Consider the following 14,747-nt stretch of genomic DNA (forward strand, 5'->3'; position numbering starts at 1 on the left):
AATTTTTTTATCTATAGTGATATAATTTATATATACTACTATATTAGGAGGGATTATATCATGAAGCTTGAGTTTTACGGTGCTACTGGATGTGTTACAGGCTCCTGTCATTTACTTAAAGTAAAAGATAAAACCATTTTATTAGATTGTGGTCTATATCAAGGGAAAGATGAAAAAGAAAGAGGAAACGAAAACTTTAACTTTAACCCTAAAAATATAGATTATGTTATTCTCTCCCACGCTCATATAGATCATAGTGGCAGAATTCCTTTACTTTATAAACAAGGCTTTAAAGGAGACATTTTATGTACAGAAGGCACTAAGGATCTATGCAGTATAATGCTAGAAGACAGTGGCAGTATTCATGAGATGGAAGCTGAATGGACTAGCAGAAAAAGAATTAGAATGGGCTTGAGTGCTGTAGAGCCACTGTACACTGCAAAAATTGCACAATTATCTATGTATTTATTTAAAGGATATCCCTATAACCATTGGGTAGAATTGTTCGATGGATTTAAGATTAGATTTAAAGATGCTGGTCATCTTTTAGGTTCTTCTATAGTGGAAATACTTATAAATGAAGGGGAAAAAGATATTAAACTAGTGTACTCTGGTGATTTAGGCAACAAAGGATTACCTATATTAAAAGATCCTACCTTTATCGAAGAAGCTGACTATGTTATCCTGGAAACCACCTATGGTGATAGACTCCATGAAAAATTCGATACTAACCTAAATGAGCTAGTAGATATAATCAAATCTACATTCAAAAAAGGTGGTAATGTAATTATTCCTTCCTTTGCTGTAGGTAGAACTCAGGAAGTGATCTATGCTCTAAACAAACTTGTAGAAAATGATATCTTAAAAAATATTAAAGTTTATGTAGATAGCCCTCTTGCTACTGAATCTACAAGAATTTTTAATAAATATACTAAATATTATAATAAAGAAGCTACAAAACTGATAGAAGATGGAGATAACCCATTCCAATTTGATGGATTGTTTTTTACAAAATCTCCTGAAGAGTCTGCTAAGATAAATAAAATTCAAAGTAATGCTATAATTATATCCGCTAGCGGCATGTGTGAAGCTGGAAGGATAAAGCATCACTTAAAACATAATTTATGGAGAAAAGAAAGCTCTGTGGTTTTCGTAGGTTTTCAAGCAGAAGGCACCCTTGGAAGAAATATACTGAATGGAACAAAAAGAGTAAAAATATTTGGTGAAGAAATAGCTGTCAATGCTAAAATTTATAATCTTCCTGGTTTATCTGGTCATGCTGATAGAAATGGTTTATTAAATTGGCTTGAAGCCTTTAATAAAAAACCAAAGGCAGTTCTATTAGTACATGGTGAAGAAGAATGCCAAAAGAGCTTTAAAGAGCTATTAGATAGTACAGGATATAAATCTTATATCATGAGTAGCGGGGATACTTTTATTCCTGGTATGGAAGAAGAAAAAAGTCCTTTGAAGGAGAAATTGTTTGATTTATTAAACTCTCTAGATAATATAGATAACATGGATAAAGATCTTCTATTAAAAAATATAGAGAACACTATGAAAAACAGTTAGAAGAATATTTTTCTCTTTTTGGGATAATATATGTTAATAAAATATCCTTTTCAAAGTTTATATATGATGATTAGAAAAAACTTGTTACATCTGCTTGACAGGTAATTCACAGTATTATATGATAGAATTATCTGGTAACCGTACCTTTCGTCCAAGATTTCAGGATGAGAGGTTTTTGTTTTATAGAATAGCCTAATATCCCTTTTCAGGGTTAAAATATTTATAATAGGGAGTGGAAAAAATGGAAGGAAACAAAATTAGAACAAGGTTCGCTCCAAGTCCAACTGGTTATATGCATGTTGGTAACTTGAGAACAGCACTGTATGCCTATTTAATCGCTAAGCACGATGGCGGAGATTTTCTATTAAGAATTGAGGATACAGACCAAGAGAGACAGGTAGAGGGTGCCCTTGATATAATATATAATACTCTAAAGACAACTGGTCTTCACCATGATGAAGGTCCAGATATAGGTGGTCCTGTAGGTCCTTATATTCAAAGCGAAAGAAAATCTATTTATTTAGAGTACGCACAAAAACTTATAGATAAAGGTGAAGCATATCACTGTTTCTGTACAAAAGAAAGATTAGATATGATAAGAGAAAATTCTGAAGCTTTGGGAAAACCTCATAAATATGATAAGCACTGTTCTCACCTTTCAAAAGAAGAAATTGAAGAGAAGATTGCAGCCGGTATTCCTTATGTAATAAGACAGAACAATCCTACTACAGGCACTACTTCTTTTGATGATGAAATTTTTGGAAGAATAACTGTAGATAATTCTGAATTAGATGACATGGTATTACTAAAATCAGATGGTTTTCCAACATATAATTTTGCAAACGTTGTGGATGACCATTTAATGAATATAACACATGTAGTTAGAGGAAGTGAATATTTATCCTCCTCTCCAAAATACAATAGATTATATGACGCTTTTGGCTGGGAAGTTCCAAAATACATACATTGTCCTCCAATAATGAGAGATGCCCACAATAAATTAAGTAAAAGAAAAGGAGATGCTTCCTTTGAAGATCTACTTTCAATGGGATATCTTAAGAACGCTATATTAAATTATATAGCCCTACTTGGATGGAATCCTGGAACTACACAAGAAATTTTTACACTAGAAGAATTAAAAGATGAATTTAATTATATGAATATCAATAAAGCTCCTGCTATTTTTGATATTACTAAGTTAAAATGGATGAATGGTGAATATATAAGAATGTTATCTTTAGAAGATTTCCACAGCATGGCATTGCCATACTATAAGAAAGTTATAACTAAAGACATTGACTTAATGAAATTAAGTCAGTTGCTTCATACAAGAACTGAAGTATTATCTGAAATACCTGGTAATATAGATTTCTTCGAGGCATTACCAGAGTATTCTCCAGAACTTTATCTTCACAAGAAAATGAAGACAACTTATGAAAATTCACTTATTAGCTTAGAAAAAGCTCTTCCTATATTAGAAGGCTTAAATGAATGGACTTTTAATTCTACTCATGATAGCATGATGAACCTAGTTGCTGAATTAGGGGTAAAAAACGGCGTAGTATTATGGCCTATTAGAACTGCCCTTTCAGGAAAACAGTTTACTCCAGGTGGAGCATTTGAAATAGCTGAAATTCTAGGAAAAGAAGAATCTTTAAGAAGAATTAAAATTGGTATAGAACTTTTAAAAGAAGTTCAGTAATAAAATAAAAGGTAGATCAACGTGATCTACCTTTTTTAATTTTATTCACATACTTTTCCTGGATTTAATATATTTTTTGGATCAAATGCTAATTTTACTCTCTTCATCAACTCCCTTTGTTCTTCTCCTATAGACTGGAATAAATACTGTCTCTTTGCGAATCCTATACCATGTTCTCCTGAAACTTGTCCATTTAATTCTCTAGCTCTATCATACATACATTGGAATACTTTATCTAGTTTATCCTTCCATTGTTCTTCTGACAAATCATCCTTTAATATATATATGTGTAAATTTCCGTCCCCTGCGTGACCAAAATTTTTGATACGTACATTAAATCTCTCCTGAAGCTCATAGGTATACTTTATAAACTCCGCTATTTCATTCCTTGGAACACATACATCGCATTCGTCTATTTCAGTTGTGGAAGCCTTTATAGCTTCTAAAAAAGCCCCTCTGGCAGACCATATAGCTTCTTTTCTTTCATCGGTATCTGCCATTAATACATCTATAGCTCCATTTTCTAAACATATTTGTGCTACATTTTCATAATCTCTTTCTATATCCTCTTTACTATTTCCATCAAAATTTAATATTAAATATGCATGAGCTGAGTTATCCGGGAACTTTTTACCCAAAAATTCTTCTGCTGCTAAAATAACATCTCTTTCCATAAATTCTATGGAAGTTGGAATAGACTTTGATTTTATTATTTTAGGAACAGTTTCTATAGCCTTATTTAAATCTTCAAAAGGTATCAAAAGGGTTATAGATTTTTTAGGTAGTGGCAAAAGTTTTAATATAGCCTTAGTAATAATAGCTAAAGTTCCTTCAGAACCACATACTAAATCCTTTAAACTATATCCTGAGCTGTTCTTTACAACTTTCCCTCCAAGTTCCATAACAGTGCCATCCGGTAATACTACCTCAAGACCTCTTACATAATCTCTAGTTACTCCATATTTAACTGCTCTCATTCCACCAGCATTGGTGTTTATATTTCCTCCTATAGTTGCGGATTTTTCCCCTGGATCTGGTGGATAAAAAAGATCATTCTCTTCTACAAATTTAGCTATTTCCATCAGCAAAACTCCTGGTTCTACTGTAAGAGTTAAATTTTCTTCATCTAGCTCTAATATTTTATTCATAGGTGAAAGATTTATCATTATTCCACCATGTATAGGAACAGACGCTCCAACAAGTCCTGTGCCAGATCCTCTAGCAACTACCGGTATATTATTTTCATAAGCATATTTCATTATTCTAGAGACTTCTTCCGTAATTAAAACCTCCACTAAAACCTCAGGCATATTTTCTATGCCACCAAGCTCATCATGGCTAAAATCTTCACTTATATCATTACCTATAAATATTCTATCTTTACCAACTATAGATTTTAAAAACTCTAAATCCTTATTATCTATTCTTTTATAATTATTACAGCTCTTCATAATAAATCCTCCTTTACTTGTTAAGCCAATTTTCCATGTTCTTTTATATTTTCTATGAGTTTAGGTACTATCTCATATAAGTCTCCTACTATTCCATAGTGAGCTACATCAAATATCGAAGAATTTGGATCTTTATTTATGGCAAATATTTGTTCCGAGTTATTCATTCCTGCCACGAATTGAACAGATCCAGATACTCCACAGGTAATGATAAGCTTTGGTTTTACAGTTCTGCCACTTAAGCCTATTTGTTTCTTTGCATCAACCCAACCTGCTTCTATTAGAGGCCTAGTAGCGGCTACTTGCCCTCCTAATAAGTCTGCAAGTTCCACAACCATATTCATATCTTTTTCTGATTTTACTCCTCTTCCAGCTACTACAATTACATCTGCTTCTGATATACTAACTTCTTTTTCTTTTTTAGTTACTTTTAAAACATTCACATTAGAATTTAATTTTGTTTCATGTATATTGCACAAAGTAATTTTCCCCTTTTTTTCTTTTGTTCTCTCTGGTGCATCCATTATTTTATACCTTACAGTACAGAATTGAGGTCTATTATTTGGAGTTATTATTTGTGCCATTATATTGCCACCAAAAGCTGGTCTTATTTGGACTAAATCAGTATTTTCTTTCATATCTAAAACTGTACAATCCGCTGTAAGACCAGTTCTAAATCTAGCTGCTACTCTAGGGGCTAAAGATCTTCCTACTGTAGTTGCTCCCACTAATACAGAAGAAGGTTTTACTTTGTTTATAAAATCTTCAAAAGCTACTGTATATGGTTCTATTTTAAAATCCTTTAATTCTTTATTATCATATACAAATACTTCATCTATGCCATAATGTAATAATTCTTCAGCCTTTTCTTTTATATCTGCCCCTATAAACACTGCATAGACAGGATGATTTATTTTTCCTGCTAATTCTCTAGCTTTTCCTATGAGTTCAAAAGTAACAGGATGTATTTCTCCATTCATGTGATCCACATAAACAGCGATACCTTTCCATTTACTTTTGTCTATAGTTTTAACTTCCTCTTCTATAAATTCAACCACACCTTCTGGTCCTTTTTTTACACATAGTTTACACATCTTGCAGGCAGCATTTATTGAAAGTTTTCCATTATCTTCTTCAAAAGCTCTAAATGGACATATTTCTATAAGTTCTTTTATAATTTTATTATTTAGCTTGTTCTGGTTTATTACTAATTTTCCCATGTATATTCCCCCTTCTAAACTATATGAATTTGGATTTTTTTAACGCCTTAAATATCCTATCACTTAAATCCTCTGCACTTCCTTGCCAAATTTCTTTATGATCATTTACAGCAGGTGGAAAAATCCTTTCAACTTGAGTTGGAGAACCGCTAAGCCCGTACTTTTTCTCATCTTTATCCTCAAAATTGTCTAATGAATAAAATTTAATTTCTCTATTTTCCGTGTCTTTCTTCTTTTTATATGAAGGAAGCCTTGGCTCAAAAATATCTTTTTCTACTGTGAGCAAACAAGGGAATTTAATTTCTGAAACTTCTATAGTATCTGGCATATCCATTTCTACAACTATTGACTTCCCATTTACTTCTAATATTCTTAATACATTTGCGATATGAGGTATATTTAAATATTCTGCTATCTCTGGTCCAACCTGTGCTGTATCTCCATCAGTAGTTTGTTTTCCACAAATTATAATATCAAACTCATCCATCTTCTTTATACCTTGAGACAAGGTATATGAAGTCGCAAGTACATCTGCCCCTGCAAATCTTTTGTCGGATAAAATAACTCCCCTATCTGCCCCCATAGCATATGCTTCTTTAATCACTTCTTCAGCTTGCGGAGGACCCATAGTTATTACATTGACCTGACCACCATGTTGTTCTTTAAGCATTAATGCAGTTTCAAGTGCATATAAATCATAGGGATTCATCTTTGAATCTACACCATCTCTCTTTAACACCCCTGTAACTGGGTCAACTTCTACTTTTGAAGTTCCTGGAACCTGTTTAATGCACACTAGTATATTCATATTTATTACCCCCTATATTATAAATTTTGCGATAATTTTTGTATTTTCTCTATTTATAGTAAAATATATTATTTAACTATTACTGCTACCCCGTCTGGAATAACTGTTACTTTAGCATTTTCTCCTTTTATTTCAAAAGCTCTCTTTAAAGCTTCTTCCATAGTAAATGCATGTTGCATATGCATACTCTTTATTAAATTTGGATCACACATATCTGTAACCATTATTACAGTAAACTTATTTAAAATTCTTGCTAATATTTGAATCTCCCATTGATCTGGAATAGTTTTATTTCTTGGTATTTTAACTACCTTATCTAAAACCTCTTTAGGAGATTTAGCACTGGCTAGATTATCATAAAAAGCCTGCCCTCCATGTCCGTCGCTACAAGAGGCAACCATAATGATTACTCCATCTTCATTACAAGTAGCTTCTGCTGCTGTCATTCCCTTTACAGATTGATATACATTTTGGTCTAAAGGATATCCTCCATTACTTGTAATTACTATATCTGCTTCCACCTTCTTTACTGTAGATAATTCCTCTACAAATTCACATCCCTTTTTGTGAGCATACTCACTATGACCTGCTACTGCATGTATTACTTTTTTATCATTATCTATCACTACATTTAGTATAAAAGCAAGCTTTGCCACCTTAGCTGCATATAGCATGTCTTCATGAATTGGATTTTTATTTAAAATTCCAGTTCTAGCATTAGGGTTTGCTATAAAATCAGAGCAATGATTTGCCATAATAGTTTGAGCTGCTGCTATTCCTGGCAATACACTTTTTCTTCCTCCAGAAAACCCCGCAAAGAAATGTGATTCAATAAATCCTTCTGCTATTAAAAGTTCACTCTCCATTGCCACTTTATTTAAATACAGCTCTCCTCCTGAAGGAAGTATGCCTACTTTAATCATGCTATCTTTATCCGTTGATACATGCATAATTATTTCTTCATTTTTAACAATATCTTCTCCAAACTTATCTATGAGTTCCTCTTTAGTCGTTGGTCTATGAAATCCAGTTGCTATAAGTATTTTTATTTTTATATCTGGATTAACTGCTCTAATTCTTCTTAGTAATATAGGCATAGTTATTTTACTTGGTACAGGTCGGGTATGGTCACTGGTTATAATAACCATATCATTTTTCCCTTTTACTAAATCCTCCAATAAAGGGCTTTCTATAGGATTATCCAATGCTTCATTAACTATTTCCTGTTGACTTTTTTCCACTATATAAGAATCTGCCTTAGATTCTAATATAGCCACTAAATTTTTATCTGGTATATTGACACTTAAATGTTTTTTCCAATAAGGTATTTTTATTTCCATCAAATCAATCACCTCTTAAATTATTTTTAAATTATATTAACTAATGGCGAAGCAAAATATGCTATTAAACCTAAAACAACTACATAGAATATACAAATTTTAAATGTTCTATTTAAAATTTTACCTTCTGCACCTATGAGTCCTGTAGCTGCTGTGGCTACGGCTATACTTTGAGGAGATATCATTTTCCCAGCAGTTGCTCCACCGGTATTTGCAGCTGCAAGCCAATAAGGACTTAAATTTAAACTTTTAGCCACCTCTACCTGTAAACCTCCAAACAATACATTACACGAGGTGTCACTTCCTGTAACAAAAGTACCCATTGCACCTATTACAGGAGATATCAGCGGATAATATTTTCCTGTTACCTTTACAAGTATTGTTGCTATAGATTTAATCATGCCGCTATATCCCATAACCTTTGCTAAAGCTACTATAGATAATATTGTTATAAATGACTTGCTCATCTGTTTAAAGGTTTTCATTAAAATGTGAAACATATCTTTAAATTTTGCTCCTTGTAAAGCTCCACCTATAAAAGTAGCTATAATTATTAATGTTCCAGGAGTGGCCAACCATGGAAACGTAAAGGGTTTAGCTCCTTCCCCAGTATAAATATATAAAGATGTTTGTATGGTAGATAAAAATTTATTTATATTTGGAAATAATGGACTAGTAAAAATTATAAATAGAAATACTAATATGAATGGTAACCAAGCTAATACTACACTTTTAAATGTAATATCTTTATCACCTTGAGAAGATTTGTCTTTATAAAATACCTTTGCCATAATAATGGTACATATCATAGAGGATACACTCCCTACAATAGCTGGAAGATCTGCCCCCATATGCTTGGCTATAAATATTTGAGGAATCGCAAAACTTATTCCAGATACCAAAGTTATTGCTACTACACCTTTTATTCCCTTTATGCTCTTTTCTGTTAACATCACTAATATAATTGGAATGAGTATTATGAGAGGAGTTAAGAAAATTGTAACGGCATAACTTAAAATATTAACATCTAATGATGTAATTTGAGCAAGAGTACTTACAGGGATGCCTATAGCTCCAAAAGCTGTAGGAGTTGTATTGGCAATTAAGCATATTATTGCAGCAAATACTGGATCAAAGCCTAATGAAGCCATTATACTAGCTGGTATTGCTACAGCGGTTCCAAAACCTGCTATGGCTTCTAAAAAGCCTCCAAAACCCCAAGCTAAAATTAAAACTAATATTCTTTTATCTGTTGAAATATTTATCATCATTTTCTTTATTAGTTCCATACTTTTAGTATGAACAGATACATTATAAGTAAATACTGCGGCTATGATAACTAACATTATTGGCCAAAGTCCTAAAGCTACTCCCTCCAATGCTGCAGTTGCTGCATCTAAGGCAGGCATCTTCCAAAAAACTATAGCCAGTATTAAAGTAATTAATAAAGTAAGAAAACAAGTTTTGTGCCCCTCCATTTTTAGCGCGCCTAAAGATATCACAAGCCAAACTATGGGTATCAGTGCAACTAAAAATAATAAATATTCATTCATTTCTAATCCCCCTTACTGGTATTGTGGTAATATGGTATTACCAGTTATGCTATAATAGTATCACAATATTCGAAATATTTCTATAATAGTTAATATATTAACATTATTTTCATATTAGAGAAAACAATGTTTTGAGTCCTGTATTTAAAGAATTATTCATACATAATTTATTTCTGAAAATTTTAAATTTTATTATTTCGCATAAAAAAACTAAGTACATTGTTATTTTTATAACAACACACTTAGTTTTTCTTATTTTGACATGTATTCATTTATAGTGTCTAAATGTATGCTCATAGCCTTTAGAGCTTTTTGTGGATCATGTTCACTTAAAGCTATATATATATCTTCATGTTGCTTTACTAATAATTCTTTATTATCTGTATTTATTAATATATTTCTTCTAGCATTCTCTATAAAAATTTCCATCAAGGATGATATTGCATTTAATATGCTAAGGATTAAAAAATTTTTAGAAACTTGAGCTATTTTATAATGAAATTCTCTATCAGCTTTTACCATTTCTTCATCTTCATCAAGATTTTTAAATTTATCTATTAAATCTCTTAATTCAGCAAGCTCATCTTCCGATATTCTTGTAGCTGCTAAAGTAGCAGTTTCTTTTTCTATTATTTTTCTAAGCTCTAATATATCCATAGGGTCACTTTTCTCAAGTATAAACATTATTGATAATGGCTCGAATAAATTATTTTCAAAGTTACTCTTTACAAAATTCCCTTCTCCTTGTCTTGATTCTATAAGTCCTATTATTTCAAGTGCTCTTAAAGCTTCTCTTATAGATGTCCTACTTACTTGTAACTTTTCAACCAAATCTCTTTCAGAAGGTAGTTTATCTCCTTTTTTTAATATGCCCTTATTTATCATATCTTTGATTTGTTCAATAACTTGCTCATAAACTTTTGTATTTTTTATTGGGGTAAACATAGTGTCATTCCTCTCTTTATCAATAAATAGTAGATTCTATATTATTTGTAACCAGCTAACACTCATATAAAAAAGACTAACTACATCCTGTTCATTGTATAGAAGTATTTTCTCTATTTTTTCATTGGGCATTCTATTGATATAGTCTCTATCCTTTACTACCTTACCAAAAGTTTTTGCTAAGTTTTGGCCACTGATTAGTTCACTTTCTCTTTCAATATTAAATTCTTTCTCTAGTGCTTTAAGTCCTATACTTGTTTTTTTAATTTTCTCATATTCCTTTTGCAAATCCACATGAATAAAATAATCATCTATATTAATATCAATTTTGTATTTTTTAAATAAATAATTTATAACTGTAAAATCGTTATTCCCTGAAAAAGTTACAATGTACTTTTTACAATTACTCATATTTATGAAATATTCTTTAGCTAATTTTAAAATTTCTTTTGAATCCTCTTTATTCTCAATCATATATTGAGTTATATTTAAACTATTAGTTAATTCATCATAATAACAACTTCCAAATACACCCACGCATATTGGTTTTTTATAAACATAATGCTCTAAATCAAAAAAAATAGAATTTTTATATATAGCATTATCACTATGGTATAAACAATTTTCATCTAAAACATTATCAAGTTTAATATTTTTCTCTCTTATAATCACTAGTACCACTCTTTTCTAATAAATTACAGCATAAGTAACTCTAAATTACTTGGATTAATATTATATATTACATCTTTTCTCTCAACAATTATATTGATTTTTTCTATCAAATCCTTATCTTCTAATACTTTATTTATCAGTTCTCTAGTAGGATTCACACATGTAGGATATTTAATCATTTTAAACATAGAAAGATCTCCTGATGTATCTCCATATGCATAACTATTTTCTAAATCAATATTATATTTCTCCGCTAATTCTTCAATAGCCTTTTGTTTACTAATGCTATCCCACATAGGTATTACATCACCAGTATAAATTCCATTATCATCCATAATATATGTGGTTCCTCTATAATCATCAAACCCATGTTTCAAACTCATTTCTCTTACTAATTCTACAGGACTACCTGAAATAGTTATGACTTTATGCCCTTGCTCTTTATGCCACTTTATTCTATCTCTTGTATAAGTATAAACTCTATCACCTTTTTGAGATATTACATTTTTGGCAATCACTTCTACTTGATATTTATGAAGGCCTTTTATAGCCTCTAAATATATACCCGCCATCTTTAATAAATAATTATCATAATTTCCTTGTCTTTTATCCCATTTTTCATATTCAGGTCTAACTTCATTATGCCATCTTTCTGAGCTTATTATCTCATATCTTATTAATTTTTTAAATACTTCAGAAATCAATCCTTCTCTATATAGAGTACCATCTATATCAAAAAATGCTACAATATTTTTCATGCTATTTCCTCCATAAATTTATTATGTATAGTAAATAAAAGGTAGAATTTATGTTAAATTCCACCTTTTATTATACACCTTATTAATATTATATTCTACTCTATATAGTTAGTTATATACTATTTATATATTCTTTAATTTTATTTATTTGCTCCATTGTAAGTGAATAAAGCTCGCATTCAACTTCACAATATTCATCTTGAAACTTTATATTTTTTACCTCACATAAACACCAAAAGGATGGATAATCTCCTAAAGTTAAAGAAAAATTAATAAAATCCCCTATCTCAAGAAAAAATTTGCTTAAGATTGTAATGCTTTCAGAGGACATATTTATAATAGTCATAATGGGTTCTTCTGACTTGTATTTCTCATATATACTTTCATCATTGACCCTAGGATAGTATATATCTATATTAATTTTTCTTTTTTTATCATTATTTTTATAATTTTCTTCACCCTCATCATTATTTTTATCCTTGCTTTTGCTATTGCTATAACTCATATGTATATATTCGCCATTTTTATAAATCTTCAAATCTGCATTACCACCTTATGTCAAAATTAAAACTCTAGTGTCGTTTTTAATACTATTATACAATTTATTATACGGAAAAACCAGTAATTTGTTATTGACTTTGACTTTAAAAAATGTTATATTTTAATTGAAAATGATAATGATTATCAACATAAATAAGGGGGGGATTCTAAATGAGTATTAATGATTTAAATCTAGGTGATAAAGCCTATATTGAAGATATATGTGGAAATGATAAATTATGTAAAAGATTATTAGCATTAGGATGTACTAAAGGCACGGAGATAGAGTTTAAAAACACAGCCCCTTTTGGAGATCCTATTGTAATTAATTTTAGAGGATTTGATTTGGCATTAAGAAAGAAAGATGCTAAAAATATACATGTTAACTTAAAAGAAAGATTGGAGGCCGCATATGACAACTGTTGCACTTCTAGGTAATCCAAATGTGGGCAAGACTTCACTTTTTAACGCTTTAACTGGCTCAAACCAATATGTAGGTAACTGGGCTGGAGTAACTGTAGAAAAAAAAGAAGGCTACATTGACAAAAACGTAAAAATAGTTGATCTCCCTGGCATTTATGCTATGGATACTTATTCTAATGAAGAAAAAATCTCAAAGGAATTTCTTTCAAGAGACGATGTAGATGTAATATTAAATATAGTAGATGCATCTAACCTGGAAAGAAATCTTTATTTAACTTTGCAACTAAAAGAATTTAATAAACCTATAGTACTTTTATTAAATATGATTGACATAGTTGAAAATAGAGGAATAAAAATTGATTATGATTTATTAAGCAAAAAATTAAATGTTACTGTTATACCCATATCCGCTTCAAAAGGCTTAGGTATAGATAATCTAAAGAATCTACTTTTGGGCGGTAATTTTTTAGATTCACGTAATGCTAATGATTATCACTTTCAGAGTGAAGAAGAGGCATACAAATACATCGAAAATATTAAAAAAGATGTGGTTACGCATACAAAGGAAAGTAAATCATCTGTAACACAAAAAATTGATAATATTGTATTAAATAAATTTTTGGCCTATCCTATATTTTTAGGTATATTATATTTAATTTTTCAATTTACTTTTTCATGGGTAGGACAACCCTTGTCTGATTTGTTAGATGGATTTGTAAATGATAGTCTAATGCCTACTTTAGAGGTTTATCTGCAAAGTTCTAGCCCATGGTTTAGATCATTGATTGTAGATGGTATTGTAGGCGGTGTTGGTTCTGTAATTGTATTTTTACCTATAATACTTGCTCTATTCCTTGGAATTTCATTTTTAGAGGATAGTGGATATATGTCTAGAGCTGCCTTTATAATGGATAGAATAATGAGAGGAATGGGATTGTCAGGGAAAGCTTTTATCCCTCTTATAGTTGGATTTGGTTGTTCTGTTCCTGGTATAATGGCTGCAAGAACATTAGAAAGTGAAAAAGATAGAAAGCTAACAGCTCTTTTAGTTCCATTAATGTCTTGTAATGCTAGACTACCTGTTTATGCACTGTTTGCATCGGTGTTTTTCCCTGGTAAGGAATCTATCGTTGTACTGTCTTTATATCTACTAGGCATATTAATAGCATTTATTGTAGGTATATTATTTAAAAACACATTATTTAAAAAAGATGAAGAACCTTTTATCATAGAATTATCAGAATATAAAATGCCTGAACCTAGAAATCTTTTATTACATACATGGGATAAAGGTAAAGGATTCTTAAAGAAAGCTGGAACTATTATATTTGCAGTTTCTGTTATAGTTTGGTTTTTATCAAACTTCAACTTTAGTGGAATGGTTGAAATAAATGATAGTTTACTAGCTAAAATTGGAGAATTTATTAATCCAATATTTAAACCTTTAGGATTTGCTTCTTGGCAAAATTCAGTATCTCTACTTACAGGATTAATGGCAAAAGAAGTTATCATAGGATCTATGGGAGTTATATATGGTGGTAATTTAGTAGAAGTTTTACCTAGTCATTTTACTCAGTTATCCGCCCTTTCATTCTTAGTATTTGTATTATTATATACACCTTGTGTATCCGTAGTAGCTGCTATGAAAAAGGAATATGGTAAGAAAATGGCAATAGGTTCAGTTCTTTATCAAATGGGACTAGCCTGGATAGTATCCTTTTTAATATATAATATAGGAATTTTAATTTTGTAGGATGGTGATA

Annotated in this window: 13 protein-coding genes; 4 read left to right on the forward strand and 9 right to left on the reverse strand. The window is 30.6% G+C overall.

Translation table 11 applies throughout. The features are described 5' to 3' along the window. Positions 1 to 60 precede the first annotated feature (60 nt). Both RYO54_RS14155 and gltX read left to right on the forward strand, forming a co-directional pair. A complete protein-coding gene (locus RYO54_RS14155) occupies positions 61 to 1,572 on the forward strand; it encodes an MBL fold metallo-hydrolase (RefSeq protein WP_315120037.1) in 1,512 nt (503 codons plus the stop codon). 241 nt (positions 1,573 to 1,813) lie between these two features. After that, positions 1,814 to 3,274 carry a glutamate--tRNA ligase gene (gene gltX / locus RYO54_RS14160; RefSeq protein WP_315120040.1) on the forward strand — a complete coding sequence of 487 codons (1,461 nt, stop codon included), beginning with the start codon at positions 1,814 to 1,816 and terminating at the stop codon, positions 3,272 to 3,274. Positions 3,275 to 3,315: 41 nt separating this feature from the next. On the opposite strand, the gene RYO54_RS14165 is transcribed toward gltX, so the two are convergent. The 9 genes from RYO54_RS14165 to RYO54_RS14205 all read right to left on the reverse strand — a co-directional run bounded on the left by RYO54_RS14165 (position 3,316) and on the right by RYO54_RS14205 (position 12,559). Further along, a complete protein-coding gene (locus tag RYO54_RS14165) occupies positions 3,316 to 4,725 on the reverse strand; it encodes an FAD-binding oxidoreductase (protein WP_315120043.1) in 1,410 nt (469 codons plus the stop codon). Between the two features lie 20 nt (positions 4,726 to 4,745). After that, positions 4,746 to 5,945, reverse strand: a complete 1,200-nt coding sequence (locus tag RYO54_RS14170; RefSeq protein ID WP_315120046.1) for an FAD-binding protein — start codon at positions 5,943 to 5,945, stop codon at positions 4,746 to 4,748. 19 nt (positions 5,946 to 5,964) lie between these two features. Beyond that, positions 5,965 to 6,753 carry an electron transfer flavoprotein subunit beta/FixA family protein gene (locus RYO54_RS14175; protein WP_315120048.1) on the reverse strand — a complete coding sequence of 263 codons (789 nt, stop codon included), beginning with the start codon at positions 6,751 to 6,753 and terminating at the stop codon, positions 5,965 to 5,967. A 68-nt stretch (positions 6,754 to 6,821) separates the two neighbouring features. Continuing rightward, on the reverse strand, positions 6,822 to 8,096 hold the full coding sequence (larA, locus tag RYO54_RS14180; RefSeq protein ID WP_315120051.1) for a nickel-dependent lactate racemase: 1,275 nt from the start codon (positions 8,094 to 8,096) through the stop codon (positions 6,822 to 6,824). A gap of 23 nt (positions 8,097 to 8,119) precedes the next feature. Then, on the reverse strand, positions 8,120 to 9,646 hold the full coding sequence (locus RYO54_RS14185; RefSeq protein ID WP_315120054.1) for an L-lactate permease: 1,527 nt from the start codon (positions 9,644 to 9,646) through the stop codon (positions 8,120 to 8,122). A gap of 252 nt (positions 9,647 to 9,898) precedes the next feature. Then, the gene (locus RYO54_RS14190; RefSeq protein WP_315120056.1) at positions 9,899 to 10,591 is read right to left on the reverse strand and encodes a FadR/GntR family transcriptional regulator; all 693 of its coding nucleotides are present in this window, start codon (positions 10,589 to 10,591) and stop codon (positions 9,899 to 9,901) included. Positions 10,592 to 10,627: 36 nt separating this feature from the next. After that, positions 10,628 to 11,242, reverse strand: coding sequence for a ribonuclease H-like domain-containing protein (locus RYO54_RS14195; protein WP_315120099.1), 615 nt, complete (start codon positions 11,240 to 11,242; stop codon positions 10,628 to 10,630). Positions 11,243 to 11,286: 44 nt separating this feature from the next. Further along, entirely contained in the window at positions 11,287 to 12,021 is a 735-nt protein-coding gene (locus RYO54_RS14200) for an HAD-IB family hydrolase (protein ID WP_315120059.1), read from the reverse strand. A gap of 112 nt (positions 12,022 to 12,133) precedes the next feature. After that, positions 12,134 to 12,559 carry a PilZ domain-containing protein gene (locus tag RYO54_RS14205; protein ID WP_315120062.1) on the reverse strand — a complete coding sequence of 142 codons (426 nt, stop codon included), beginning with the start codon at positions 12,557 to 12,559 and terminating at the stop codon, positions 12,134 to 12,136. 173 nt (positions 12,560 to 12,732) lie between these two features. Between RYO54_RS14205 and RYO54_RS14210 the strand changes: the two genes are divergently transcribed. Continuing rightward, positions 12,733 to 12,999, forward strand: a complete 267-nt coding sequence (locus tag RYO54_RS14210; protein ID WP_315120066.1) for a FeoA family protein — start codon at positions 12,733 to 12,735, stop codon at positions 12,997 to 12,999. After that, a complete protein-coding gene (feoB, locus tag RYO54_RS14215; protein WP_315120069.1) occupies positions 12,974 to 14,737 on the forward strand; it encodes a ferrous iron transport protein B in 1,764 nt (587 codons plus the stop codon). The genes RYO54_RS14210 and feoB overlap by 26 nt, the downstream gene beginning before the upstream one ends. Positions 14,738 to 14,747 lie beyond the last annotated feature (10 nt).

This window comes from uncultured Clostridium sp. (assembly GCF_963515715.1).
Classification (GTDB): domain Bacteria; phylum Bacillota; class Clostridia; order Clostridiales; family Clostridiaceae; genus Clostridium_AW.